This is a genomic window from Sinorhizobium numidicum, assembly GCF_029892045.1.
In the GTDB taxonomy this organism is placed as follows: domain Bacteria; phylum Pseudomonadota; class Alphaproteobacteria; order Rhizobiales; family Rhizobiaceae; genus Sinorhizobium; species Sinorhizobium numidicum.
Map to the genome: position 1 here is coordinate 2,502,711 of NZ_CP120368.1, position 26,750 is coordinate 2,529,460.

The 26,750-nt window shown below is 61.7% G+C and carries 21 protein-coding genes, 1 other RNA gene and 1 pseudogene; 8 read left to right on the forward strand and 15 right to left on the reverse strand.

All coding sequences use genetic code 11. From position 1 onward, the window contains the following. Nucleotides 1–65 precede the first annotated feature (65 nt). The 11 genes from PYH37_RS23250 to PYH37_RS23300 all read right to left on the reverse strand — a co-directional run bounded on the left by PYH37_RS23250 (nucleotide 66) and on the right by PYH37_RS23300 (nucleotide 11,387). The gene (locus tag PYH37_RS23250) at nucleotides 66–1,499 is read right to left on the reverse strand and encodes a UDP-N-acetylmuramoylalanyl-D-glutamyl-2,6-diaminopimelate--D-alanyl-D-alanine ligase (RefSeq protein ID WP_280733790.1); all 1,434 of its coding nucleotides are present in this window, start codon (nucleotides 1,497–1,499) and stop codon (nucleotides 66–68) included. A gap of 1 nt (nucleotide 1,500) precedes the next feature. Further along, on the reverse strand, nucleotides 1,501–2,961 hold the full coding sequence (locus PYH37_RS23255; protein WP_280733792.1) for a UDP-N-acetylmuramoyl-L-alanyl-D-glutamate--2,6-diaminopimelate ligase: 1,461 nt from the start codon (nucleotides 2,959–2,961) through the stop codon (nucleotides 1,501–1,503). A 173-nt stretch (nucleotides 2,962–3,134) separates the two neighbouring features. Then, nucleotides 3,135–4,883 carry a peptidoglycan D,D-transpeptidase FtsI family protein gene (locus tag PYH37_RS23260; RefSeq protein WP_280733793.1) on the reverse strand — a complete coding sequence of 583 codons (1,749 nt, stop codon included), beginning with the start codon at nucleotides 4,881–4,883 and terminating at the stop codon, nucleotides 3,135–3,137. Next, a complete protein-coding gene (gene ftsL, locus PYH37_RS23265) occupies nucleotides 4,883–5,266 on the reverse strand; it encodes a cell division protein FtsL (RefSeq protein ID WP_280733795.1) in 384 nt (127 codons plus the stop codon). Before ftsL ends, PYH37_RS23260 begins: the two co-directional genes overlap by 1 nt. Nucleotides 5,267–5,272: 6 nt before the next feature. Continuing rightward, on the reverse strand, nucleotides 5,273–6,298 hold the full coding sequence (gene rsmH / locus PYH37_RS23270; RefSeq protein ID WP_280733796.1) for a 16S rRNA (cytosine(1402)-N(4))-methyltransferase RsmH: 1,026 nt from the start codon (nucleotides 6,296–6,298) through the stop codon (nucleotides 5,273–5,275). Between the two features lie 14 nt (nucleotides 6,299–6,312). Then, nucleotides 6,313–6,753, reverse strand: a complete 441-nt coding sequence (gene mraZ / locus PYH37_RS23275; protein WP_280733797.1) for a division/cell wall cluster transcriptional repressor MraZ — start codon at nucleotides 6,751–6,753, stop codon at nucleotides 6,313–6,315. A 413-nt stretch (nucleotides 6,754–7,166) separates the two neighbouring features. Beyond that, nucleotides 7,167–7,565, reverse strand: an RNA gene (gene rnpB / locus PYH37_RS23280) — RNase P RNA component class A. 111 nt (nucleotides 7,566–7,676) lie between these two features. Continuing rightward, nucleotides 7,677–8,870 carry an NAD(P)/FAD-dependent oxidoreductase gene (locus PYH37_RS23285; RefSeq protein WP_280733798.1) on the reverse strand — a complete coding sequence of 398 codons (1,194 nt, stop codon included), beginning with the start codon at nucleotides 8,868–8,870 and terminating at the stop codon, nucleotides 7,677–7,679. Between the two features lie 296 nt (nucleotides 8,871–9,166). Further along, nucleotides 9,167–9,694, reverse strand: a complete 528-nt coding sequence (locus PYH37_RS23290; protein WP_280733799.1) for a lytic transglycosylase domain-containing protein — start codon at nucleotides 9,692–9,694, stop codon at nucleotides 9,167–9,169. Between the two features lie 227 nt (nucleotides 9,695–9,921). Then, the gene (locus PYH37_RS23295) at nucleotides 9,922–10,683 is read right to left on the reverse strand and encodes an N-acetylmuramoyl-L-alanine amidase (RefSeq protein ID WP_280733800.1); all 762 of its coding nucleotides are present in this window, start codon (nucleotides 10,681–10,683) and stop codon (nucleotides 9,922–9,924) included. Next, nucleotides 10,680–11,387: a J domain-containing protein gene (locus tag PYH37_RS23300; RefSeq protein WP_280733801.1), complete on the reverse strand. Its 708-nt coding sequence runs from the start codon at nucleotides 11,385–11,387 to the stop codon at nucleotides 10,680–10,682. The genes PYH37_RS23295 and PYH37_RS23300 overlap by 4 nt, the downstream gene beginning before the upstream one ends. 445 nt (nucleotides 11,388–11,832) lie before the next feature. Here PYH37_RS23300 and PYH37_RS23305 point away from each other — a divergent pair, with 445 nt between their 5' ends. The 3 genes and pseudogenes from PYH37_RS23305 (at nucleotide 11,833) to PYH37_RS23315 (ending at nucleotide 14,701) form a co-directional block, all read left to right on the forward strand. Beyond that, the gene (locus PYH37_RS23305) at nucleotides 11,833–13,047 is read left to right on the forward strand and encodes a pyrophosphate--fructose-6-phosphate 1-phosphotransferase (protein ID WP_280733802.1); all 1,215 of its coding nucleotides are present in this window, start codon (nucleotides 11,833–11,835) and stop codon (nucleotides 13,045–13,047) included. Nucleotides 13,048–13,189: 142 nt separating this feature from the next. Continuing rightward, nucleotides 13,190–13,406, forward strand: a pseudogene (locus tag PYH37_RS32500) (LysE family translocator); the annotation flags it as partial. Between the two features lie 254 nt (nucleotides 13,407–13,660). Continuing rightward, nucleotides 13,661–14,701 (forward strand): lytic transglycosylase domain-containing protein, encoded by a 1,041-nt coding sequence (locus PYH37_RS23315; RefSeq protein WP_280733804.1) that lies wholly within the window; start codon nucleotides 13,661–13,663, stop codon nucleotides 14,699–14,701. A gap of 47 nt (nucleotides 14,702–14,748) precedes the next feature. Here PYH37_RS23315 and PYH37_RS23320 read toward each other — a convergent pair whose 3' ends face one another. Then, the gene (locus PYH37_RS23320; protein ID WP_280733805.1) at nucleotides 14,749–16,116 is read right to left on the reverse strand and encodes a serine hydrolase domain-containing protein; all 1,368 of its coding nucleotides are present in this window, start codon (nucleotides 16,114–16,116) and stop codon (nucleotides 14,749–14,751) included. Nucleotides 16,117–16,366: 250 nt separating this feature from the next. Here PYH37_RS23320 and PYH37_RS23325 point away from each other — a divergent pair, with 250 nt between their 5' ends. The 5 genes from PYH37_RS23325 to PYH37_RS23345 all read left to right on the forward strand — a co-directional run bounded on the left by PYH37_RS23325 (nucleotide 16,367) and on the right by PYH37_RS23345 (nucleotide 21,847). Further along, on the forward strand, nucleotides 16,367–17,617 hold the full coding sequence (locus PYH37_RS23325) for a BtaA family protein (protein ID WP_280733806.1): 1,251 nt from the start codon (nucleotides 16,367–16,369) through the stop codon (nucleotides 17,615–17,617). Next, entirely contained in the window at nucleotides 17,614–18,294 is a 681-nt protein-coding gene (locus PYH37_RS23330; RefSeq protein ID WP_280733807.1) for a class I SAM-dependent methyltransferase, read from the forward strand. Before PYH37_RS23325 ends, PYH37_RS23330 begins: the two co-directional genes overlap by 4 nt. A 157-nt stretch (nucleotides 18,295–18,451) precedes the next feature. Continuing rightward, nucleotides 18,452–19,237, forward strand: coding sequence for a glycoside hydrolase family 25 protein (locus tag PYH37_RS23335; RefSeq protein WP_280733808.1), 786 nt, complete (start codon nucleotides 18,452–18,454; stop codon nucleotides 19,235–19,237). A gap of 192 nt (nucleotides 19,238–19,429) precedes the next feature. Then, a complete protein-coding gene (locus tag PYH37_RS23340; protein WP_280736143.1) occupies nucleotides 19,430–20,647 on the forward strand; it encodes a lytic murein transglycosylase in 1,218 nt (405 codons plus the stop codon). 261 nt (nucleotides 20,648–20,908) lie between these two features. Beyond that, a complete protein-coding gene (locus PYH37_RS23345; RefSeq protein WP_280733809.1) occupies nucleotides 20,909–21,847 on the forward strand; it encodes a DMT family transporter in 939 nt (312 codons plus the stop codon). Nucleotides 21,848–22,386: 539 nt separating this feature from the next. Here the strand turns inward: PYH37_RS23345 and metF are convergent. From metF to ettA, 3 genes are all read right to left on the reverse strand, one after another. Beyond that, nucleotides 22,387–23,328, reverse strand: coding sequence for a methylenetetrahydrofolate reductase [NAD(P)H] (metF, locus tag PYH37_RS23350; protein ID WP_280733810.1), 942 nt, complete (start codon nucleotides 23,326–23,328; stop codon nucleotides 22,387–22,389). 2 nt (nucleotides 23,329–23,330) lie between these two features. Further along, the gene (locus PYH37_RS23355) at nucleotides 23,331–24,353 is read right to left on the reverse strand and encodes an ArsR/SmtB family transcription factor (protein ID WP_280733811.1); all 1,023 of its coding nucleotides are present in this window, start codon (nucleotides 24,351–24,353) and stop codon (nucleotides 23,331–23,333) included. Nucleotides 24,354–25,009: 656 nt separating this feature from the next. Next, a complete protein-coding gene (gene ettA / locus PYH37_RS23360; protein ID WP_280733813.1) occupies nucleotides 25,010–26,659 on the reverse strand; it encodes an energy-dependent translational throttle protein EttA in 1,650 nt (549 codons plus the stop codon). Between the last annotated feature and the right edge of the window lie 91 nt (nucleotides 26,660–26,750).

Here is a 26,750-nt window from a genome sequence, read left to right on the forward strand (position 1 = left end):
GCGACTATGTTAGGCCATTTCCCCTGGCCGGAGGCGGTATCCACCAGCACTGGTGGTAACGCCCGCTATACTTCCCCCGTTCCGACCGTTTCTTCCGGGTAGGTGTCGAGAAGCGCCTGAACGATCCTGACGCAGCCGGTCCCTTTCGAGGACTTGACCATCACCACATCGCCGGGCACCACAGCGCCGAGCGCATAGGCGCTGAGGTCGTCGATGGACTCCCGATAGACGACCGAAACCTCCGGCGGAAGCGCGTCGCGCAGATGCGCCATCTCGGGTCCGGCAAGCCAGACGTCGGCAATTCCCGCCTCAACGATCGGCTCTGCCAAGGCGGCATGGACGTCGGCTGCATGCTCGCCCATTTCCAGCATGTCGCCAAGGATTGCGACGCGGCGTCCCCCGGCCGGCGGTTCGGCATCGCGAAGCAGCGAGATCGCCGCCCGCATCGATGCCGGATTGGCATTGTAGCTCTCGTCGATCAGCGTCAGATACGCCGTCCCGACCTTCAGGCGATGCCGCAATCCCCTGCCCTTTTCGGGCTGCATCGTCGCAAGCGAAGCCAGCACCAGATCGAGATCCGCACCCGCGAGCTTCGCGGCGGCGATCACTGCCAGCGCATTTTCGGCGATATGGCGGCCGGGAGCGCCGATCGCGACTTCCAGCGTCCTGCCGCCGATGCCGGCCCAAAGCACGGACCGGTCCGCCCCGCCGGCAAACTCCACCAGACGGAATTCCGATTTCGGATTGGCGCCGAAGGAGTGAACATGGCTCACGCCCGCGGCTGCGGCTGCTCTTTCGAGAAGCGCGTATTGCGGGCTGTCGTGGTTGATGATTGCGTGGCCACCATTGACGACGCCCTCGAAGATCTCGGCTTTTGCCGTGGCGATCTCGTCAAGGCTCGCGAAATTTCCGAGATGGGCGGCAGCGATGCTGGTGACGACCGCCACATGCGGGCGGACCATCTTCGTCAGCGGCCGGATCTCGTCCGGATGATTCATGCCGATCTCGAAAATACCGTAGTCGGTCGCTTCCGGCATGCGCGCAAGCGTCAGCGGCACGCCCCAATGATTGTTGAAGGATGCGACCGAGGCATGGACGCGGCCGAGCGGCGAAAGCACATGCCTCAGCATCTCCTTCGTCGTCGTCTTGCCGACCGATCCGGTGACCGCGATGACTTTGGCAGCACTCCTGTCGCGCGCGGCGCAACCGAGCCGGATCAGCGCTTCGAGCACGTCGTCGACAACGATCATTGGCGCGATCAGACGGCCGAGGGCAGGAATTTTCCCTTCACTGACGACAAGCAGGGCAGCCCCGTTGGCAAGCGCGAGACCGGCATAGTCGTGGCCGTCGACGCGGTCGCCCTTGATCGCGAAAAAGGCCTCTCCATTGCTGATCGAGCGGCTGTCGATCGAAATGCCGACGACACCTTCTGGCAGGTTCCCGACCGGGCGGCCGTTCATCGCGGCCAGAAGATCGCTGCTTGTCCAGAGCCAGTTCAAATCACAGACCTCCCAATGCCTTGCGCACTTCCTCGTGATCCGAGAACGGCAGCGTCACCGAGCCAATCGTCTGCCCCTCCTCGTGCCCCTTGCCGGCGACGATCAGCGTGTCGCCGGTCTTGAGCATGCCGACGGCCGTGCGGATCGCTTCGGCACGATCGGCGATTTCCGTTGCGCCCTTGGCCGCCGCCATGATCTCCGAACGGATCACCTCCGGCACTTCCGAGCGCGGATTGTCGTCGGTGACGATGACGACATCGGCAAGCCGGCTGGCGACTTCGCCCATGATCGGCCGTTTGCCCTTGTCGCGATCGCCGCCGCAACCGAAGACGATGACGACGCGGCCGGTGGTGAACGGGCGCACCGATGTCAGCACATTCTCGAGGGCGTCCGGCTTGTGGGCATAGTCCACATAGGCAAGCGCCCCGTCCTTCGTCTGGCCGACGAGTTCCAGTCGGCCGGAGGCGCCTTGCAGTTTTTCAAGCGCCGAGAATGCCGCCTTGGCGGGGATGCCGGTGGACATCGCAAGGCCAGCGGCAACCAGCGCATTGGCGATCTGGAAGTCGCCGGCAAGCGGCACATGGATTTCGAAGATATCGTCGCCGATATGCACTTCCGCCGACTGCTTGTGGCGGAAATGCTCGACACGCTTCAACGCAATGAAATCGCCCTTGCGGCCAACGGTGCGGACATCATGACCCGCCTTGCGGGCGGCGGCGATCGCCTGATCCGACCATTGGTCGTCGGCGAAGATAACCGCGGGCGAGCCCTTGGGCAGAAGCGTCCCGAACAGGCGCATCTTCGAGGCCATGTAGTGCTCGACCGTCGGATGGTAATCCATGTGGTCGCGGCCGAGATTGGTGAAGGCGGCGGCGGCGAGGCGCACACCGTCAAGCCGGCTCTGGTCGAGACCGTGGCTGGAAGCCTCCATTGCCGCATGCGTGACGCCGGCATCGGCGAGTTCGGCAAGCAGCTTATGCAGCGAGACCGGATCCGGCGTCGTCAACGAGCCGTACTCGTTTCGCCCCGGCGCGATCACGCCCGTCGTTCCGATCATCGCCGCCGAAAGGCCCGAATGCGCCCAGATCTGGCGCGTGAAGGAAGCGACCGACGTCTTGCCCGCGGTTCCCGTTACCGCCACCATGGTTTCGGGCTGATGACCGTACAAGCGGGCGGCCGCGGTTGCGAGAAAACGGCGCGGGTCGGAAAGCGAGAATATCGGCGCGCCCGCCTCGGCTTCAGCGCCGGGACCGGCAACAACCGCCGCGGCGCCGCGCGAAAGGGCGTCGGCGATATAGGCAGTCCCGTTTGCCTTGGTTCCAGCGACGGCGACAAAGAGATCGCCCGGCTTGACCTGCCGACTATCAGCCGTGATCCCGGCGATCTCGATGTTTGCGAAATCGCCCTTCAGTTGTGCCGAAAGTTCCGGGCAATTTGCGCCCGCCAGGTCCTTGATCTTCATGAACTGCATGTCTCACATTGATATCGACCCTTACAGCGCCGTGCGTCGCGTCTTCCAGACGCACAACGGTCGCTGTAACGCTTTGAATTGCTGCATGGTTTTATCCCTAAAACGGCTCCGATTTAAGGAACCATGCAGTAGAATCGCGAATCGTCCGCATTCTCATTTCACGGTCAATAAGACACAAGCAAGGCAGAACCGTCTTCTCCAAATTTCGGTTCGACGCCGAGGAGCGGCGCGGAGCGGCTGATGATGTCGCGCACCATCGGCGCGGCATTCGAACCGGCGGTGCGCCCGCCGCCTTCGCCGGTCTTCGGCGCGTCGATGAAGGTGAGCACGATGTACTTGGGATCGTCGATCGGAAACGCCGCGAGGAAGGCGTTGAAGTTCAGGTCGCTGGCGTAACGGCCGTTGACGACCTTGTCGGCCGTGCCGGTCTTGCCGCCGACGTCGAAGCCCGGAACGAGCGCGCGCTTGCCCGAACCGGCAATGCCGTTCCAGCGAAGCAGAAAGCGCATGTCGTCGCTGGTGCTCTTCTTGACAACCGCCGTCGCGATCTCGCTCGCCTGTTCCTCGGTGCGCGGCAGGAAAGTCGGCGGGATCAGCTTGCCGCCGTTGACCAGCGCCGCGCCGGCGACCGCCGTCTGCAGCGGCGTGGTCGAGACGCCGTGGCCGAAGGCAATGGTGATCGAGTTGATCTTCTTCCATTCGTGCGGCTGCGTCGGCGTCTTGACCTCGGGAAGCTCCGTCGGAAGCCTCGAGAGCAAGCCGAGGCGGGTAAGGAACTCCCTGTGTCCCGGGATGCCGACCAGATCGGCGATCTTGGCGGTGCCGATGTTTGAGGAATACTGGAAGATCTCCGGCACGGTCAGCACCCGGCGCTTGCCTTTGAAGTCTTTGATGGTGAAGCCTCCAATGCGGATGGGCGCCGTGGCATCGAAGCTGTCTTTTAGCGTCACCTTGCCGGAATCGAGGCCCATGGCGATGGTGAAGGTCTTGAAGGTCGAGCCCATCTCGAACGTGCCGTTCGACATGCGGTTCATCCAGCCTTCCTGAGCGCCTTCCACGGGCTTGTTCGGATCATAATCCGGCACTGACGCCATCGCCAGGACCTCGCCGGTGTGTACGTCCAGAACGACTGCGCCGGCCGCGATCGCCTGGTAATTCTTCATGCCGGAATCGATAACATCCCGCACGATGTTCTGAACGCGCACGTCGATCGAGAGCTTCACCGGCTCCAGCTTGGCATCGCTCGTCATGCCGATCGCCGCGAGGTCCGCAAGCCCCTGGCTGTCGATATAACGCTCCATGCCTGCGATGCCGCGGTTGTCGATATTGACGTGACCGAGAACATGGGCGGCGGTCGAACCGCCGGGGTAGAAGCGGCGTTTCTCCGGGCGGAAGCCAATGCCGGGGATGCCGAGCGCCAGAATGTCGCTCTGCTGCTTCGGCGTTAGCTGTCGGCGCAGCCACTGGAAGCGCGATTTCGATTTCAGCTTGTTGTAGATGTCACGGGCATTGAGTTCGGGCAGAACCGTTGCCAGCTGCTCGACCGCTTCGTCGGCATCGACGATTTTGTGCGGCTCAGCATAGAGCGAAACCGTGCGGATGTCGGTTGCGAGAATCTCGCCGTGGCGATCGAGGATATCGGGTCGCGAAGCCATCAGGTTGTCGGCGCGTCCAATCGAGGAAACGGTTTCCGGCTGCGCCAAGCCGTATTGCACCAGTCGGCCGCCGATCACCGCATAGACGATGCCGAAGCTGGCGATGATGATCGCGACGCGGCTTTTCGCCTGACTGGCGCTTTTCTTGCGCGTTCCCTGGAACGTGACGTTGATGCCCGCGTCGGCAGGGCGATTGTTCCCCCCGGCCGAAAAATGCGCCTTGCTTTTCAGCACCATGATACGGGAGAGAAACGACATCAGTGCGCCACCGAGCCTGTTGCGATATTATCTGTGTTGATGACGGCGGCGACACCGTCGATCGCCTTCTTGTCTTCTTCGGTCGGCGGCAGATCGGCTTTCAGCATCGGAAGCTCCTCAGGCCGCGCGAGCTGCGTCGAAGGCGTCGGCGCGAGTTGCAGGTCGACCCCGAAGGCGGAGACGAGGCGCTCCAGCCGGTTCGGCTGGGTCAGCAGCGCCCAATCCGCCCTCAGCAGGTCGATCGTGTCCTCTTCCAGCTTGATCGCCGCATCCAGCTTGCGAACCTCTTCGAGCTTGTTCTCGGCCTGGTGCTTGATGGTGTAGGTGATTGTGGCGGCAGCCGTCATGACGACGATCAGGACAATGTCGAGCGTTCTGAGCATCTTTTCTTAGCCCCCCAATTTCGCAAGGCTCGCCAGCCCCGGCAGATTGAAAATGGACAGATCGCTTCCCGGCGACGGGGCCTCCGTACGAATGCCGGCCCTGAGCTTGGCCGACCGGGCGCGCGGATTGAGGGACGCTTCTTCCTCGCTGGCTGCGACCATAGGCTTGCCGACTGGCGCGAAGGTTGCGGCGCGCGCCGCCACCATCGGCAGATGACGGGAACCGGCCGCCTTGCCCGAGCGATCCTGGAAGAACGTCTTGACGATCCTGTCCTCGAGAGAATGAAAGGTGACGACGACAAGGCGCCCGCCAGGCTTCAGCGCGCGCTCGGCGGCAAAGAGCGCATTGGCGAGCTCGCCGAGTTCGTCATTGACGAAGATGCGCAGCGCCTGAAAGACGCGCGTCGCGGGGTGAATCTTGTCCTTGGCCTTGCGCGGCGTCACCGTCTCGATGAGGTTGGCGAGATCGCGCGTGGTCTCGAACGGAGCCTCGGCGCGGCGCTTTTCGATGGCACGCGCAATGCGCCCCGCCTGCTTCTCTTCCCCGAGGAAACCGAAGATGCGGATGAGGTCGGAGACCTTGGCACGATTGATGACATCGGCGGCAGAGACGCCAGCGGCCGACATGCGCATGTCGAGCGGCCCCTTCTTCTGGAACGAGAAGCCACGCTCCGCCTCGTCAATCTGCATCGATGAAACGCCGATGTCGAGCACGACGCCGTCAAGCCCTTCTGCCGGCGCATGGTCGGCGAGTTCAGAAAAACGGGCATGAACGAGCTTGAGCCGCCCGCCGGCAGCGGCAGCCATGGGCTGCCCGGCGGCGATCGCCGTCGGATCGCGGTCGAGCGCGATGACGTCGGCACCTGCATCGAGAATGGCGGATGTGTAACCGCCGGCCCCGAAAGTGCCGTCGAGAATGATCTTGCCGGGAGCGGGACCGAGAGCTGCGAGGACTTCCTTCAAGAGGACCGGAATGTGACGAACCGGTCCGCCGTCGGCTTCAGAAGTTCCGCCGCCTTGATCCGTCACCATTCCGCCTCTCCACTCTATTCCGGACGCAACCCCCGTGGCTTGCGCCCCTCCCGGGCCTCCGCCTGCGCCCTCGCAAACGCCTGCGGCTCCCAGAGCTGAAAATGATCGCCCCGCCCGACGAAGGTCACGTCGGTCGAGATGCCGGTGAAGTCGCGGATGAAATCCGTCACCATCAGCCGGCCCTCCGGGTCGAGCTTCACGAAGACGCCGCCCCCATGAACGAGGAGCGACATCTGGTTGGCCGCGTCCGAAAACGGATCCTCGGCGGCCATCTGCTTCTCGAACCGGTCCAGAAGCTCCGGCGCGCCGACGCTGATCGCCGGAAAGACGAAGTCCTGAAAACAATATAACTCCCGGACGCCTCCATCCGAAAGCACAGCGCGAAACGCCGAAGGTACGGACACCCGCCCCTTCGCATCGATCCGGTTCGTAGCATGTGACAAGAAGCGGTTCATGACGCGAAACGGCCGCCCCCGACTGACGGGCCATGATCATCGGCCCGCGCGAACACTCGTCTGCGCATGCAAAAGACCCCCGCCGGACACAAGTGCGCCCGCCCGACCCTTCCGAAGAAGGAATCTTGGAATTTCGCGATGATGGGCCACGACATGGCCCTTGCGCAGTACCATTATGGGATAACATGGGACCATATGGGCGTCAATGGGAGAAGCTTGTACTCAGCCTGCCGGATGATCAAATATTGATAGGTTGTTAAGTTTAATAAAGGGTTACGATCGTGACCCTAATGCCTTGGAATCCCGCACGAAACCAGCCGGCGCGGGAGCTGTCCCAAGCGCGCCTGCGATTGATTCGGGGTCAAAGGAATACATGCTGCCTGTGCAGCGACGCCGCAAAGCTGCGAAAGAAAATCGCCAGTTGGCCTGTAAGCCGGGTTCTGTATGGCACCGCTCCCGAAGGAGACGGAACGTGGCAGCCATTCATCTGGGACTACGCTTGCGCGCAGCCTCGTGCAACCCACCCGGATGACGGGCCTGGAAACCGGCTGGACGCTTGCGCGCCCGTGTCATCCCTATTCGGTCTTGCTCCCGGTGGGGTTTACCGTGCCGTCCATGTTGCCATGGCCGCGGTGGGCTCTTACCCCACCCTTTCACCCTTACTCCGCATGCGGAGCGGTTTGCTTTCTGTGGCACTTTCCCTGGGGTCGCCCCCGCCGGACGTTATCCGGCACCGTGTTTCCGTGGAGCCCGGACTTTCCTCGCCCCGCGGCCTTTCGGCACTTGCGGAGCGCGGCTGCCCGGCCAACTGGCAGAGGCTCATTAACCGACCGGCACAGCAAGCGCCAGAAAAATCTGACGACTTCACCTTGCTTGCGCCGGCCCGGTCTGCTGCATGGTTTTATCCTTAAATCGGTCCCGATCTAAGGAACCATTGAGTACGCAACCGCGAAGTCGGTCTCGTACCCGGCGTCGAAGCGGCCATTCATGACGAGGGCTGCGCCCAGCCTGCCGATCTCGTCGGAACTCTTGGCCGCCTGCCCGTTGCCGCCCGTGAGGACGGCGATGCGATCGCTGGCAAAGCCGATATAGGGATAGCCGTGCCGCGTGAACGATGTGACGCAAGGCGCAAAATGCGTCGAAATGGGCCTGAACCCTGGCATCACGTCGGCAAGCAGCCCCCGCAGATGATCGGCGGCATGCGCACTGGCATTGCCGCGGAACCATTGCCGAACCGCCGGCTCTGTCGCTAGCACCCTATCGGTCGGATCGCCGCCGATCTTGATGTAGTGATTGCCATCGGCATACGCAACCGGCGGCAGCAAATAGTAGCTTCTGTGCTGCTCGGGCGCCGCAACGATCAGCGACGGCATGCCTTCGAATGCGGACAGCTCCTTTTGATCGACCTCGGCGAAAAGCACGGTGCGTGCCTTGACCGTGAGGTCGATTGGTCTCGGCAGAAGCGCCGCCGACAGCGAGAAACCGCCTGCCGCCACGACGACGCGTGCGGCGCGAACCCTATGCCCGTCGACAGTTGCCACCGCGACGTGATCCGCTTGTTCTTCAACCGAGACGACCTCCGACCGGATGACCCGGGCGCCGGATCTTTCGGCGGCGATCGTTTGCGCGCGCACCAGCGCTCGCGGATTGATATAACCTGCGCCGCGAGCCTCATGGATGCCGTCGTAGCCGCGCGGAAAGCGAAACCACGGAAACCGTTCCACGAGATCACCGCCGAGAATCAGCGGCGCTTCGACGCCGAGCCGGTCGCGGGCAAGTTCGACCTTCTCGAGATAATCGAATTCGCTGCCGGGCGCCGGTGCGGCGATCAGACAGCCGACCTCGAAATAGAACTTGACACCGCTTTCTGCGGCAATCGTCGGATAACGATCGATCGAAGAACGCGCGAGACGCGCCCATACCGGATCGTTGTCGATCGCGCGGGTAATGCGGGCGTTATCGTAATGGCTGGCGAAGACGCCACCGTGGTTCGCCCAATCCTCCGGCTCGTCCGGGCCGATAAGCGCGATCCTGGCGCCCGTACGGCTCAGATGGCGGGCCGCTGCCGCACCCATCATGCCCTTGCCGATAATCGCGAAATCAAAGTTCTCCGACATCCGTGTCCTTTGCTGGCAACTCCTCCGGGAATAGCATGCCGCTCAGGCAATGACACTGAATTCCTTCGACAATTACAGCGCCGTGCGTCTTTTCAGACCCACAAAGGTCGCTGTGACACTTTAGGCTGCTGCATGGTTTTATCCTTAAATCGGTTCCGATTTAAGGAACAATGCAGTAAACGGTATGCCGGAACGCGAGACCTATCCGGCTTTCCTCCCCGGATCGGCATCGATCCCAGGTGAGGCATGCGGCAGTTCAAGGACGGCGAGCGATTTCGCCCTCCAGAAACTGACGGTTAGTTCAGAATGCTCTTCACCTTGCCGCAATAACGCTTCGACACCGGGTTCATGCGCTTGGCGCCGTGGCCGGCGTTGTACTTCAGGATGGTGCCGCAGGTCGTGCCGTCCGAAAGCTCCTGCGCCTTCGCCAGATACATCATGCCGAACTTGATGTTCGTTGCCGGATCGTAGAGACCCTTGGCAGAGCCGGAGTAACCCATCATGCGGGCGGTCGCGGGCTTGATCTGCATGAGGCCGATTTCACCGGCGCTACCGCGCGCCATAGCGTTGAAATTGCTCTCGACCTGCACGATGGCATGGGCGAGGTCGGTAGGGACGCCATATTGCTTGGCGTAGGATTGGATGAGGATCGTATATTGGGAGCCGAGCGATAGATCCGGTTGGGGATAGCCTGTCGTCCTGGTGACGGTTGGGAGTGAAGAAGTCTTGATGGTTCTGTCGATATTCCCCGCATACGACGTTCCCATCCCGGCGCAGAACATGCCAAGGCATGCCGCCACCGCAGCAACAGACGATATTCTCATGTAGTTAGAAGTCTCCGGTCTGGGGAATGGGCCGGGCGGCGCACCCCGCCGCCACGACCGAATTTCCCGATCGTTTTCATTGACAAAAGAGCGGCGCGGTCGCGCTGCATCCCCTGCAGTTGATGGCGCGCAAATGAAGGGGCCATCATGGTAAACATGTGGCAACGCAAAAAAATCGCGCGACAAAGTGCAGGAGGCGCTAATTTAGCGCGCTCGAAAATTCCTGTTTAAGCGCGGAAATTCGGCAGGGCTGAAAGCAAGCGGTGAAGCGTATCGATGGTGGAAATATCGGCAATCCCATCTACCCGCGATTGACGGAAATGCCGCTGGAAGGCTGCCACGGCGCCCTCTGTTTTCTCGCAGAAATCGCCTGTAGCTTCAACATCATAGCCATAGAGTGACAGCATCGACTGAAGCGCTTCCACCGGTTGGCCCCGGTCGCCGCGCTGAAAGAAGCGGCCACCGCCGACGGAGGCCGGTTCCACCCAATGCCCTACCCCTTTACTGTGGAGCACATGCCATGGGAATTTTTCTCCCGGATCGACCTTGCGAATCGGTGCTACATCGCTGTGGGCAAGCACCCTTTCCGGGGTTATTTGCCAGCGTTCGCCACAGTCCCGACACAATTCGATGACCGCCGCGATCTGCGCTTTCGGGAACTCCGGCAGGCCGCCGGGATGTCCCGCATTGGCGATCTCGATGCCGATCGAGCAGGAATTGATGTCCGTCTCGCCCTTCCAGAAGCTTTTACCCGCGTGCCAGGCGCGACGCTCCTCGGGCACGAGCTGGTCGATGCGGCCGTCCTCATGGACGAAATAGTGGCTGGAAACCTGGCTTTCCTGCCGGCAAAGCCAGTCGAGCGCCGATGATGCCGTCTCCATCCCAGTATAGTGGAGAAGGATCATGTCGGGCCTGCGCCCGCCGGCGCGCTCGCCATGGTTGGGCGACGGCACCGGCCGGGCGCCGGGAAAATCGCATGTCGATGTCATGCGGCGCGGCGTTCTTTCTCAATCGCCTCATAGGCTGCATTCAGCGCAGCCATGCGATCGTTGGCGATCGCATGAAACTCCTCCGGTACGCCGCGCGCAACCAGCATGTCCGGATGGCTCTCGGAGACGAGCACCCGATAGCGCTTGCGGATCTTGGCGAAATCATCCTTTGGCGAGACGCCGAGGACCTGGTAGGGATCGCCGCCTTCGCCATCAACATGACGCGCCATGATGCGCCCAAAATGCGCGTCGTCCATCTTGAAGATTTCCGCGACCCGCCGCAGAAAGGCGAGTTCCTTGTCATGCACCGCGCCGTCGGATTTCGCGATGTGGAAGAGCCCGTCGACGATGTCCTCAAGGATCGGGCAATTCTTCTCGCAGGAAGAGCAGAGCGACGCCATCTTCTCCGCGTAGGCCTCGTAACCGGCAACGTCCTGGCGCGCGAGATTATAAAGTCGGGCGACGTTCTGCGCCTGGTCTGCGGGAAACTTGAAGATATCGCGGAACGCCGCCACTTCAGCCTCGCTGACAATGCCGTCAGCCTTCGCCATTTTCGCCGCGAGGGCAATCATCGCGACGGAGAAGGCCACCTTGCGTCGGGTTTCCGGATCCCCTTCGAAGAGCGTGCGAACGGCCTCGACCACGCCTGCGAGCGCGTTGCCGGTTGCGGTAACGATTTTGAGAAGGTTGTCCCAAAATGACATATGTGCGATTTTTCCCTGTCCACCGCACAGCATGATCTGATGTGGTGGCAAATTGCAAGCGGCTGGCCGCGCGAACGTCATGGAATGACGCATTTGTGATGGCCCCTCAATAAATCATATAGCCGTAAATCTCAACTTAATTCGCGGTAACCTTGCGCGATACTTGGACGCAGCCTCGCCAACCGCATAATTCCTTGAACCGGTTCAAGGACAAGATCATGCAGTAATTCAAAGTGCTACAGCGATCTTTGCACGTCTGATCTGACGCGCGGCGCTGTAGTTCCCGCACCTGGCGCACTATCAACTTTTTCCGACATCCACAGGCCTGTCATTTAATTTCCATCGGATTTGCGCTAGACCACCGTGATCTTTGACTAAGCAGAGATCGAGATTGTGATCGTTTCTCGTCAACGGTCACCCGATGCCGAAATCCCGAGGAGGAAACATGGCCAAGAAGAAAGTCGCAATGCTGACAGCGGGCGGGCTTGCCCCCTGCCTTTCATCTGCTGTTGGCGGCCTGATCGAACGCTACACGGATATCGCACCCGACTACGAGCTCGTTGCCTATCGTTCCGGCTATCAGGGCCTGCTTCTGGCCGACCGCATCGAGATCACGAAAGAGATGCGCGAGAAGGCTCACATCCTTCACCGCCACGGCGGGTCGCCGATCGGCAACAGCCGGGTGAAGCTCACCAACACCGCCGATTGCGTGAAGCGCGGCCTGGTCAAGGAGGGCGAAAATCCGCTTCGCGTCGCGGCGGAAAGGCTCGCCTCCGATGGCATCAGCATCCTGCACACGATCGGCGGCGACGATACCAATACGACGGCCGCCGATCTTGCGGCCTATCTCGGCGCCAACGGTTATGACCTGACGGTCGTCGGCCTGCCGAAGACGGTCGATAACGACGTCGTCCCCATCCGCCAGACGCTCGGCGCCTGGACGGCGGCCGAATACGGCGCGCGGTTCTTCGACAATGTCAGCAACGAACAGAGCGCTGCGCCCCGCACGCTCGTCGTGCATGAGGTGATGGGCCGCCACTGCGGCTGGCTGACCGCCGCGACGGCGCGCGCCTATATCCAGATGGCCGGCAGCAAGGAATACGTCGACGGCTTCATAATGAACGCGCAGCTTAAGAACATCGACGGCGTCTACTTGCCGGAGATCAAGGTCGATTTGGAGGCGGAAGCCGAACGCCTGCGTGCAGTCATGGACCGTGCGGGCTTCGTGACCCTGTTTGTCAGCGAAGGTGCGTGCCTCGATGCCATCGTTGCCGAGCGCGAGGCCGCCGGCGAAACAGTCAAGCGCGATGCTTTCGGCCACGTGAAGATCGACACCATCAATGTCGGCAATTGGTTTTCCAAGCAGTTTGCCGCGCTGCTCGGCGCCGAGCGCTCGATGGTGCAGAAGTCCGGCTATTATGCCCGCTCCGCACCTGCCAATGGCGACGACCTGCGCTTGATTCAGAGCATGGTTGATCTGGCGGTCGAAAGTGCCCTCAACAAAATCTCCGGCGTCACCGGCCACGACGAGGACCAGGGCGGCAGGCTCCGCACGATCGAGTTCCCGCGCATCAGGGGCGGCAAGCACTTCGATACATCGGCAAAGTGGTTCGGCGAGGTGATGGACGTCGTCGGCCAATCCTGGCAGGCGGAGGACTGATCGAACGATAGGAATCGATCACGATTGTGATTTGGTTGATTCGACCATTCCTCGTGATTGCAATAGCAGTTGACGGCTCCGCGCTTGCATGGCTCCCTCCTGATCTCTTCATCAGGAAGCCATTCAAGGGCGGAGCCCTTTCATGTCCTTCGAGCACTGGTTTGCCTTTGCCGCCGCCTCTGCAGTGCCGCGCGCCATTCCCGCCCCGACCATTCTGCTCGTCATCTCCTATGCGCTCGGCGGTGGCCGAAGAACCGCAGGCGCGACGGTCGCCGGGGTAGCGCTTGGCGACTTCACGGTCATGACAGCCTCTCGGCCCCCTGCTCGCCAGCTCAGCCGCGATCTTCACCGCTTTGAAATAGGATGCCTGCCTCGCTCAGCCGCGGGAAGCACGATTCGCAAGCCGAATATCCGGCGGATCGTCAACCGCACCGGCGGCTCGCCGCTGAACGGCGCAGGCCTGCTGACGGATGGCCTGAAGCGGGCAACCTCGTGAAAATCGCCCATGCGCTTGCCGCAACCGGCGGCATAGGTTAATGGAGATTCAAGCGCAGCGGGTGGCAGCCGCTGATTTGCAGGGGGCAACGGGGCCCGGACGCACGAAAGTGACAGCATGGCGATATTCCGTTTCTTCCTTTCAAAACAGGTACTTACTGCCGCCGCTCTGGCGTCTGTGGCAATTGCCTCGGGATGCTCCACCGTCGAGCATACTTCGCTGGAAGAACTGACCGCTGTGCAGACGGTCACCCCTCTCCCGAAGCCTGGAACGGAAATGACCGCCTATGCCCTGCCGACCCCGGACGGCGCGGCAACGGCAACTTCGGCCGCGCTGACGGCACAAACGACATCCGCTCCCGCGACAACCACCTCCACGACCGCAGCGCAGGCAATGGCCGCGGCGGTGCCGGTCACCGGCACGGCGACGGCGATGACTCCGGCAACGGATGCAACCCTCGCCTATGCCGCGCCGCAGACGGTCGCGATTCCGACGGCAAAGCCGGGTCAGGCCTTCGAGGTCGCGATGGCTGCGCCCGCTGCTCACACGCTCTCTTCGACGGCAGTTTCTCCGGTCGCGGGACAATCGGCCGGCGTCGAACCGGATATCGCGCCGCTCCTCGGCGTTGCCGCGGCGATGGAATCGGATTTCGATACCGGCGAGCCGGTCGGCCTGGAAACGCTCGTCGCCAAGCGCATGATCGTTCCGACAGAACGCCCCAGGGCCGGCGTCATCGGCTCCGCGGTCGGCGCCGTTGCGAGCGTCATTCCCGATTCGCTGAAGCCCTCGAGAAGACCGACCAGTTCCAAACCCGAGCTTGATCGGCTGATCGAGTATTATGCCGATCTCAACGGCATTCCCCTTGAACTCGTTCATCGGGTCGTCAAGCGCGAGAGCAACTACAATCCCGGCGCCTATAGCAAGGGCAATTACGGCCTGATGCAGATTCGCTACAACACCGCCAAGGGTCTCGGTTACGACGGCCCGCCCGAAGGCCTCTTCGATGCCGAGACCAATCTTAAATACGCGACCAAGTACCTGCGCGGCGCCTGGATGGTAGCCAACAACCAGCACGACGGTGCGGTGAAGCTCTATGCGAGCGGTTATTACTACCACGCAAAGCGCAAGGGCATGCTAGACGAACTCGACATGCGGTAAGTGGGTGGGCGGTTTCCCTCACAACTCTGGTAAGACCTTGAAGGCGCTCAATCGAGTGCTTCAATAATTCTGGCGTTCAGCTTCTGCACGTCATAACCGGTGCGCGACGGGGTCAGCCCGAGGCGAACGACGGCAAGGCTCAGTGACGGGACAAGCATGATCGCTTGGCCGTCATGCCCGAGCATCCAGAACGTGTCGGGCGGAAAATTGCCCGTGCCGGCGCGGATGCCGTTTTCCTGGAGCCAGATCTGAGCGGATCCGTAATCGCCGCCCGAAGCAGCCGTCGGCGTCCGCATGAAGGAAACATATTCCTTTGGCAGAAGCGCCCTGCCCTTCCAACTCCCGTCCTCAAGCAGAAACTCGGCAAAGCGCGCCCAATCCTGGGCCGTCGCATACATATAGGAGGAGCCGACGAAGGTGCCGCTCGCATCCGTCTCCATCACGGCGCTCGTCATGCCGAGCGGCGAGAAGAGCGCCTTGCGGGGATAGGCGAGCGCCTCCGCCGGATCTTCGAACGTTTCCATCCAGAGGCGCGAGAGAAGCGTGGTCGTGCCCGTCGAGTAGCTGAACCTCGTGCCGGGCTGTTTTTCGAGCAGCTTCGAGGCGGCGAAGCCGGCCATGTCGCTTTCGAGATAGAGCATGCGTGTGACGTCGGTGACATCGCCATAGTCTTCGTTGAACGCGAGCCCGCTCTGCATCGCCAAGAGATCGGCAAGGGTGATTTTCGCCCGGTCGTCACCGTTCCACGCGGGCAACAGGTTCGCGCGGGCAAGATCCATCCGCCCCTCGGCAATCCGCAGACCGACAAGCGTCCCCGTCACCGACTTTGTCATCGACCAGCCGAGCAAAGGCGTGTCGCGGTCGAAACCGGGCCCATAGGTCTCCGCCACCAGACGGCCATCCTTGATCACGGCGATCGCGCGGATACCTGGCCCGGCCAGACCGGCATCCTCGACGATAGTTTGAATTGTGGGGTCGATATCGGCCTTACTTCCGTCGGGCCAGTTCACATTCGGGTCATGAGCCGAGGCCGCGGCGACCCCGACGTCACCCGCCCTTGCCGAATCCGCGAGCGCCTGAGCGCTGCCGCCCCTCGTATTGGTACACCCGAGGCCCGGCCGATAGAAGGCGCGAGCGGGCGCGGCAAAGCCGAACATGCGTGCCGTAACCATTTGCTTGTTCCGGTCGACGGACACGCTGACGAATTTCAAGAGCGGATGTCCCGGCGCCTGGACATCCTCCGCCAGCACAGCCTGCGGATCGCGTCCGGCAATGAAGACATTGGAGCAGACGATCTTGGCGGCGTAGCCGTCGCCAACGATCAGCAGCTCCGGCGGAAAGAATGCCAGCCAACCCGCGATCGCAGCCAGCGCCGCGACAACCGACCCGCCAAGTTTCTTCGGCAAACCTTTCATTCCTTTTCCTCCCGCTTCATCAGGAGAGAAACAGGATTTTACCGAAAGGAAAAGCCCCCCGCAAAACTGCAGCCTTCGTCGGGAAAAGGGATGCCGAGACATCGAGCGTCGTATTCGGTGCAGGGGACGCGGGCCGACCGCAACGCCCAGCTTCACCGAAGCATTGCGGCCCGCTGTGCAAAAACCCGTCATCAAAGTGTAGCGGAGTCACTTTAGAAGCGGCTAAGTTTCAACTGAGCGGCAGCCAAAGATGACCGAATTTGCCCCCGATGCCGGCTTCGGCAGGAAGAATCCGAAGCTGAAAAGCGCACTCCTGCAGCACAAGGCTTTCTCCCTTGCCGGCCTTTCCGAGCGGTTGTTCGGACTGCTCTTTTCCGGGCTCGTCTATCCGCAGATCTGGGAAGATCCGATTGTGGACATGGAGGCGATGCAGATCCGCCCCTCGCATCGCATCGTCACGATCGGTTCCGGCGGCTGCAACATGCTGACCTATCTATCGGCCGGCCCGGCTCATATCGACGTGGTCGATCTCAATCCCCACCACATTGCGCTCAATCGGCTGAAACTCTCCGCCTTTCGCCACCTGCCGAGCCACAACGACGTCATGCGGTTTCTTGCCGCCGCCGGCACCCGGTCGAACGTGCAGGCCTTCGACCTCTTCCTTGCGCCGAAGCTCGACGCCACCACCCGCACCTACTGGAACGGCCGCGAGCTCAACGGCCGCCGCCGCATCGGCGTCTTCGGCCGCAACATCTACCGCACCGGTCTCTTGGGCCGCTTCATAGGCGCCAGCCACCTTCTTGCCCGCTTGCACGGTATCAACCCGGAAGATTTCGTCCAGGCACGTTCGATGCGGGAGCAAAGGCAGTTCTTCGACGACAAGCTCGCGCCGCTTTTCGACCGACGCGTCATCCGCTGGATCACCGGCCGCAAGAGTTCGCTCTTCGGCCTCGGCATCCCGCCGCAGCAGTTCGACGAGCTCGCGAGCCTCAGCAGCGAAAAGTCCCTCGCTGCCGTTCTGCGACAGCGGCTGGAAAAGCTGACCTGCCACTTCCCGCTTCGGGAGAACTATTTCGCCTGGCAGGCCTTCGCTCGCCGCTACCCGCTGCCGCACGAAGGCGAGCTGCCACCCTACCTGCAGGCCAAAAATTATGAGGCGATCCGCAACCATGCCGATCGCGTCGCGGTCCACCACGCAAGCTTCACGGAATTGCTCGGCCGCAAAGCCGCCTCGTCCGTGGATCGCTACGTCCTCCTCGATGCGCAGGACTGGATGAGCGATCGCCAGTTGAACGACCTCTGGACGGAGATCACCCGCACCGCCGACGCAGGCGCCATGGTGATCTTCCGCACGGCGGCGGAGGCCACCATTCTGCCAGGCCGCGTCTCCAGCGCCCTTCTGGATCAATGGCACTACGACGCCGAAATGTCGCTGAAGCTCGGCGCGGCCGATCGTTCGGCGATCTATGGCGGCTTCCATATCTACCGGAAGAAAGCATGAGCGCCGTGCAGCCGGCAGCGGAAAACCACGCCCATATCATGGACCGGATGTACCGTTATCAGCGGCACATCTACGACTTCACGCGGAAGTATTATCTCTTCGGCCGCGACACGCTGATACGCGATCTCGCCCCGCCGCCGGGTGCATCGGTCCTCGAAGTTGGGTGCGGTACCGGGCGCAACCTCGCGATGATCGGCCGGCTTTATCCCGATGCGCAGCTCTTCGGCCTCGACATTTCCGCCGAAATGCTCGCGACCGCCAGGGCGAAGCTACGGCGCGAAGGACACCCGAACGCGACCTTGCGCGTTGCCGACGCGAGCGATTTCACCGCCTCCGCCTTCGACCAGCCCGGCTTCGACCGCATCGTGATCTCCTACGCGCTGTCGATGATTCCCGACTGGCAGAACGCGATCGATGCGGCGATCGCGGCGCTTAATCCAGGCGGCTCGCTTCACATCGCCGATTTCGGCCAGCAGGAAGGCTGGCCGGGCGGCTTCCGCCGCCTGCTTCAGGCCTGGCTGCGACGCTTCCATGTAACGCCCCGCGAAACGCTTTTTAACGTCACGCGCGAGCGCGCCGCCGCAAACGGCGCGGCGCTCGAGCTCAAGTCGATCGGCAGAGGCTATGCCTGGCTCGCTGTCTATCGTCGCCCAAGCGGTCTCGAGAGCAATATATGATCGAATTTTCGCCCGCCGGCGCTGCAATTCCCGCTTGAGCTAACGCAATTTTTACGATGATATGGTGAAAAGGAGGTTACGCCTCCCTAGGGGGAATCACCATCAGGGAAACCATCGTGTGAGGCTGGATCGTCGATCGTTTCGGAACGGGACCCTCATGCGCCGGTTTTTCCTGGCTTTGCTGCCATTCGTGACCATCCTTTCCGCCTGCACGTCGACCGACTACGACCTCGTGCAGACCGCTTCCATATCGCCGCGGTTCCAGGATACCGACCCGCAGGATTTCGGCGGACGAACGCCGCATCACCACAAGGTACACGGCGTCGACGTTTCCAAGTGGAATGGCGATATCAATTGGGCGAGGGTCAAGAGTTCCGGCGTCTCCTTCGCCTTCATCAAGGCGACCGAAGGCAAAGACAGGGTCGATACGCGCTTCCACGAATATTGGCAGCAGGCGCGTGCAGCGGGAATTCCTTACGCCCCCTATCACTTCTATTATTTCTGCTCGAGCGCGGATGCCCAGGCCGACTGGTTCATCGCCAACGTGCCGAAAAGCGCTGTCTACCTGCCGCCCGTGCTCGATGTCGAATGGAATGGCGAATCGAAGACCTGCCGCTACCGCCCCGCGCCGGAAACCGTGCGAGCCGAGATGAAGCGCTTCATGGACCGGATGGAGGCACATTACGGCAAGCGGCCGATCATCTATACTTCGGTCGACTTCCACCGCGACAATCTCGTCGACCATTTCAAGGACTATCACTTCTGGGTGCGCTCGGTCGCCAAGCACCCGGGCGAGATCTATGTGGAGCGCCGCTGGGCCTTCTGGCAATATACTAGCACTGGCGTCATCCCCGGTATCCAGGGCAGCACGGACATCAACGCCTTTGCCGGCTCCGCGAAAAACTGGCAGAAGTGGGTCGCGGCCGTCTCCCGGCCAAAATGACCACAAAATTGCCGCGCAGATTCGCTCTCCGCGAACCGCTTTTCTTCATTCGGTCATAATGCTCTGAGAGAGCATCGACAGGTTTGATCTTACAGCGGCGTGCGTCCTTCAGACGCACAAATGCCGCTGTAGCACTTTGAATTGCACGCCTGACGACCGCTCCAAGGCGGCCCGGCACGGAAAGGAATTATGATGACTGGCACAGCCCGCAAGGCTCTTCTTTCCCTTGGTTTGCTGGCGCTTACCGGCGCGTCGGCATTGGCGCAAACGCAGGCTCAGCCGCAGACCCCGTCCGTCGCTTGCGGTGGCGACCTCGCGACCTTCCTTGAGGACGTCAAGGCCGAGGCTGTTGGCAAAGGCGTTCCCGCCGACGTCGTCGACCGGGCGCTCGCCGGGGCCGCAATCGACCAGAAGGTACTGAGCCGCGACCGCGCCCAGGGCGTTTTCAAGCAGACCTTCACCGAATTTTCGAAGCGCACCGTCAGCAAGGCGCGGCTCGACATCGGCGCGCAGAAGATGAAGGAATATGCCGACGTCTTCGCCCGCGCCGAAAGCGAGTTCGGCATACCCGCGCCGGTCATCACTGCCTTCTGGGCGATGGAGACGGATTTCGGTGCCGTTCAGGGCGATTTCAACACGCGCAACGCCCTGGTGACGCTGGCGCATGACTGCCGCCGCCCGGAAATGTTCCGGCCGCAGCTTCTTGCCGCGATCGAGATGGTGCAGCACGGCGATCTCGAACCGGCGACCACGAGCGGCGCCTGGGCGGGCGAAATCGGGCAGGTGCAGATGCTGCCGGAAGACATCATCGCCTATGGCGTCGACGGCGATGGCGACGGTCACGTCAATGTTAAGAAGAGCTCACCGGATGCCATTCTGACGGCGGCGAAATTCATTCAGAGCCTCGGCTTCAAAGCGGGACAGCCATGGATCCAGGAAGTCAGCGTCCCCCAGCAACTGCCCTGGGAAAAGACCGGCCTCCAGCCCGGCATGACGGCGGGCGACTGGTTCGCGCTCGGCGTCACGCCGCGCGACGGCGACACCTCCAATAGCGCTCTCGAGGCGTCGCTCGTGCTGCCGCAGGGACGCAAGGGCGCCGCCTTCCTGACCTACCCCAACTTCAACATCTATCTCGAGTGGAACCAGTCGTTCATCTACACGACCTCCGCCGCCTATTTCGCCACCCGCCTCGCCGGCGCTCCGCCCTACCAGGCGGGCAACCCGGAGCCGGGGCTCGCCGATGGCGAGATGAAGGCACTTCAGACGCGGCTGCAGTCGCTCGGCCACAACGTCGGCAAGATCGACGGCATTCTCGGCTCCGGCACCCGCGCCGCCCTGCAGAAGGAGCAGCTGAAGCTCGGCCTGCCCGCCGACGGCTGGGCAACGCCCGAACTCTTGAACGCGCTCTGACGGGAAAACACGCCCTGTTCGGCTCAGATTGAGCGAATCGCACAAGAAGCGGGTGGCGACGTCCGCTTCTCCGTATTACTGCTCCATGCAATTCTACAGCGCGTGCGTCTTTTCAGACGCACAAAAATCGCTGTAGCACTTTGAATTGCTGCATGTTTTTATCCTTAAATCGGCTCCGATTTAAGGAAGCATGCAGTAGATTGCCGGAGCAGATCAGCTCTGCACGTCCCGGCCCCACTCTCTTTGCTGCGCAGGTAGAACATGGGCTCATCCGCAAACACCGGCAACATGCAGATGACGCCGCGCCTCTGGGCGCTGCTGGCGCTGCTCGGCCTTATATGGGGCGGTTCTTTCTTCTTCGCCCGTGTGGCCGTCGCCCATGTGCCGCCTTTCACGCTGGTATTCCTGCGTCTTGGCCTCGCCGCACTTGCGCTGCATCTCTACGTTGGCGGGCGCTACGGCATCTATCCCACACTGCTGAAGCGCTGGCGTGAGTTCCTGCTAATGGGGCTCATCAACAACGCCATCCCGCACGCCCTCATCTTTCTTGGCCAGACGCATATCGGCGCCGGGCTCGCCGCTATCTTGAACGCGACGACGCCGGTCTGGACGGTGATCATCGCCAACATGGCGACGGAGGATGAGAAGCTGAGCGCCGCCAAGATCAGCGGCTGTCTTCTGGGGCTCGCGGGCACCGTGGTGCTCATCGGGCCGAGCGCACTTGCGGGCGTCTTTAGCGAGGCTTCAAACGTCCCGCTCTGGGCACTCGTATTGCCCGTCCTGGCGGCGGTCAGCTACGGCTTTTCCGCGACCTACGGCAAGCGGTTCCGCAATCTTGCGGCACCGGTGACCGCGGCGGGCCAATTGACAGCATCGACGCTCGTCATGCTGCCGGTCGCAGCCATCGCCGATACGCCGTGGATCTTGCCCTGGCCGCCGCTCACCGCCGTCCTTGCGATCCTCGGGCTCGCACTGCTCTCGACCGCCTATGGCTATATTCTTTTCTTTCGGATCATGGCGGAGGCTGGTGCCACCAACACATCGCTCGTGACGCTGCTGGTGCCGCCGAGCGCCATTCTGCTGGGCTATCTCTTCCTCGGCGAGACTCTGCAGGCGGCCGACGTCGCCGGCATGGCGCTCATTGCCGCTGGCTTGGCGGTGCTCGACGGGCGTATTCTGAAGCTTCGATATTCCACTTGAGAATGAATCGTAACCGCTGCCGCGCACCATTCCGCGACGCTCACATAGCGTTACAGACGTTTATATTAACCGTGCGGCAGCGAATGTGAAAAAAATGTGGCGACGGAAAATACATTGTTCTTTCCGATGCTTAGACTTGTGAATACGAGATTTCGACAACACGACTTTCGCAGTGCAGCACAAGTTTCGCTTTCATGCGCCGTTTTTTCGCCCTATGTTTTACCGGTCAACGCAGGGAGGATCAGTCTATGGGACTTACACATTCGTTGAATGTCCTCATGATCAGTGCAGCGTTCGCATTCGTGGCCGTAATGCTCTTCGTCTGAGAAAAGGCCGCTGAGAGTCCAAACCGAAATAGGGACTTTAATTTCCGGAAAATCCATTTGCAGCAAGAAGGTAGGCAGGGCGCTTTAAAGAGACGGATGGCGCCGTAAGAGCACCCAGTCGACACGCTGCGAGAACGACAAAAGCCCATGAACGACGATCCGTTCATGGGCTTTAATTTTTTCCGCGACTGCCCGACTCAGGCGCAGCGGGAACTATGCGGTAGCGACGGTTCTGGTGCGAAGCGCGACGACCCGCTCCTGCGCAGCCTCCGTCGCGCGGGCGTAGCCGACGAGATCACACACGGCAGTCACGAGCGGCGAGCGGTTCATCGTATAGACATGAAAGTCGCGCACGCCGCGCCGCGCGAGGTCGACCATCTGCTCGGCAGCGATATGGGTCGCCTCCTTGAAGCGCTCAGCCGGCCGATCCTCGAGATGGGCGAGCCGCGAAATGATCGCCTCAGGGATTTTGGAGCCGCAAAGCCCGGCGAATTTCTGCACCTGCGTGAGACTGTTGATCGGCAGGATTCCCGGCACGATCGGTATTTGAATGGCGGCGCGCCGCACCCGCTCCAGATAGCGCTCGAAATCGTTGTTGTCGAAGAAGAATTGGGTGATTGCGCGCGTTGCGCCGTTGTCGACTTTGCGCTTCAACATGTCGATATCGGCGGCCACGTCCGGGCTCTCCGGATGCTTTTCCGGGTAGGCGGAGACCGAGATTTCAAAATCGCCGCGCCGGCGGAGCGCCTTGACGAGTGCCGCGGCGTTTTCATAGCCGCCTGGAAACGGCTGGTAGGCGCTGCCGATTCCGCCTTGCGGATCGCCTCGCAGAGCGACGAAATGACGGACGCCGCATGCGACGTACTCGTCTATTACCGCATCGACCTCCGCCTGTGACGCGCCGACACAGGTCAGATGCGCTGCTGTATTTTCCAGTCCCATCTCGCCGATCATCCGCTTGACGGTCGTCAGCGAGCGCGCCTTGGTCGAGCCCCCTGCGCCATAGGTCACAGTAACGAAAGCGGGCGCAAACACAGAGAGGTCCTGCACAGTTTGCAAGAGCTGCGTTTCCATCTCGTCGTTTTTCGGAGGGAAGTATTCGAAGGAGAGCCTGAGATTGCCGCGCTCGGCGGGGTAAAGCGTCCGTGCGTTCATTCTCAAACTCCCCCTACCTGCAGGCGCTGGTGCGGCATATCGGCATTATCGTTCGCCACGCGCTGGTCGCGCGCCAGCCAGATGGTCACCGTCAGTTTCCCCTCTTCCGCGCCTTCCGGCGAAAGATCCGTCGTTTTCTCAAGCGCAAGACCTGCTTTTTGCAGCCAATCGGCCATTGCTTGATGCGAAAAGCCGAGGCGGGCATGCGCGTGCTCGTCGCGCAGATATTCAAGTCCGTGCGGCGCGAAATCTATGATCACGAGCCGGCCACCGGGCGCGAGCATGCGCGCGGCCTCGGTGATCGCCGCCTCCGGCTCTTCCAGGAAATGCAGCACCTGATGGATCGTGACGAGATCAAAGGCCTGGCCGTCGAGCGGAAGGTTGAAGATGTCGCCGTGGCGGATCGAAGCCTTGGTGATGCCGGCCTTGTCGAGATTGGAGCGTGCCACTGCGAGCATGTCGCGGCTGGCATCGACGCCGATGCCGCGCCGGTAGATGCCCTCGAAGAGCTGCAGGATGCGGCCAGTGCCCGTGCCAAGGTCGAGTAGGCTGTCGACCGGCTCGTCGCCGACCATCGCCTTCAGTGCCGCCTCCACATCGCCCTCGCTCACATGCAGCCGCCTGAGTTCGTCCCACTCGGCGGCGTTGCGGCTGAAATAGGCCTGGGCCTTCTCGGCGCGCGCCTTCTTCAAGGCGGCGAGCCGGGTCGCGTCCCTGGCGAGAATGGCGTCGTCGGCCGCCGCCGCGGCAAGCAGTTCGCGCACCAAAGCGACACGCCCGCCCTCCTGTCGCAGGCGGAAATAGGCCCAGGCGCCTTCCTGGTAGCGGTCGATCAGCGCGACTTCGGCAAGGAGCTTCAGGTGCCGCGAAATACGCGGCTGCGATTGTCCGAGAATTTCGGTAAGATCGGTAACCGTAAGGTCGCCGGCGGCGAGCAGTGCAAGCAGACGCATGCGCGTCGGTTCGCCTGCCGCCTTCAGCACGTCGACCAGCGCATCCAATCCAAGCGTACCACGATTAGCCATCGGCTTCCCCATCAACACATAAAGATATCTTTATGTGATTTGCGGATGATGTGCAAGTGAATTTGCGCGGAAAGACAATGGAATGGCGCTTGTAAGACAAAGAGTCGGACGGTCTCGCGATCTGCCCGCCGGATGATAGTCGTGCTCTACTTTGCGCTTGATACGCCACTGCATGGTTCCCTGCTGCATGACTCCTTAAATCGGAATCGATTTAAGGACAAAATCATGCAGCCGAGTCAAAGTGCTGCAGCCTTTGCGCGTCTAATTAGACGCGCGGCGCTGTAGATCGGAACCAAAAGGACAAAGCCATGCAGCACTTCAAAGTGTGAGGGAGGCTTGTGCATCCGAAGGGACGCACGGCGCTGAAGCGCCCGGCCCTGCCCATGTTCGCTGCAACGGTTACGGGCCGCGGGTGATCCCGCGGCTGCGGAGCTTTCAATCGCAATTGCCCTTGCCAGTGGCCACGGCCGCGCCAGGGGTAGGCTCGGCGAGCCCGCACCCTGCTGTCATGGCAAATGGCTCGGGCTGCGACCAGCCGATTGCCTAAATCACGATGATTTTAGGTCGGATCGACCTAAAATCATGAACGTGATCGATTCCAATAAGTGAGCGCGGGATGCGGGCGGAAAACCGCGCACACTTTTCCTCATCCCGCGCTAACGCGTGAGGCGCTTGTAGGTCACCCGCTTGGGATTGACCGAGTCCGGGCCGAGGCGGCGGATCTTGTCCTTCTCGTAATCCTCGAAGTTGCCTTCGAACCATTCGACGTGGCTGTCGCCCTCGAAGGAGAGGATGTGGGTCGCCAGGCGATCGAGGAACATGCGATCGTGACTGATGATGACTGCGCAGCCGGCGAAGTTTTCGAGTGCGTCCTCGAGGGCTGCCAGCGTTTCGGTATCGAGGTCATTGGTCGGTTCGTCGAGCAGGATGACGTTGCCGCCCGCCTTCAGCATCTTGGCAAGGTGCACGCGGTTGCGCTGACCGCCCGAAAGCGTGCCCACCTTCTGCTGCTGGTCGCCACCCTTGAAGTTGAAGGAGGAGCAATAGGCGCGCGAATTGACCTCGTGCTTGCCGAGCTTGATGACATCATTGCCGCCGGAGATTTCTTCCCACACGGTCTTGGTGCCGTCGAGCGCGTCGCGGCTCTGGTCGACATAGCCGAGCTGGACGCTGTCGCCGATCCGGAAGGAGCCGTCGTCAGGCTGCTCCTGGCCAGTGATCATTCGGAAGAGCGTCGTCTTGCCGGCGCCGTTCGGACCGATCACGCCGACGATGCCGCCGGGCGGCAGCTTGAAGCTCAGGTCATCGATCAGCAGTTGGTCACCATAACCCTTGGAGATGTTCTCCGCCTCGATGACCACCTGGCCGAGCCGTTCGCCGACCGGAATGATGATCTGCGCATCGCCCGGACGACGGTCGGCCGCCGCCTGGACCAGTTCGTCATAGGCGCGGATACGCGCCTTGGATTTCGCCTGACGGGCCTTCGGGCTGGAGGCGATCCACTCCTGCTCGCGGCTGATAGCCTTCTGGCGCGCCGCCTCTTCGCGGCCTTCCTGCGTCATGCGCTTGGACTTGGCCTGGAGATAGGCGGAGTAGTTGCCCTCGTAGGGAATGCCGCGACCACGATCGAGCTCGAGGATCCAGCCGGTGACGTTGTCGAGGAAGTAGCGATCGTGGGTCACCATCAGCACGGCGCCCGGATAGTCGCGCAGGTGCTTTTCAAGCCAGGCGATCGTCTCGGCGTCGAGGTGGTTGGTTGGTTCGTCAAGCAGCAACAGGTTCGGCTGCGATAAGAGCAGCTTGCAAAGCGCCACGCGGCGCTTCTCGCCGCCCGAGAGATTGGCGACCTCGGCGTCGCCCGGCGGGCAGCGCAGTGCCTCCATCGCCATCTCCACTTGGCTCTCGAGATCCCAGAGGTTCTGGCTGTCGATGACATCCTGGAGCTTGGCGCCCTCATCCGCAGTTTCGTCGGAATAGTTCATCATCAGCTCGTTGTACCGGTCGAGGATCGCCTTCTTCGCTGCGACGCCTTCCATCACATTCTCGAGCACGTTCTTTTGCGCGTTAAGCTGAGGCTCCTGTGGCAGGTAGCCGACTGTCGCACCTTCGGCTACCCAAGCCTCGCCGGTATATTCATGATCGAGCCCGGCCATGATCCTGAGGACCGTCGACTTACCGGCGCCGTTGGGGCCGAGAATACCGATCTTCGCGTCCGGGTAGAACGAGAGATGTATGTTCTCCAGGACCTTCTTGTTGCCGTAGGCCTTGTTGAGCCCGGCCATGTGATAGATGAACTGACGTGCCATAAAGGAATGCTCCGCATCGGAAGGAAATTTGCCCGCTATGTAGGCGAATTATGCCGGCGGGGCAATGCGCCAGAGGCCTGCCCCGCCGATC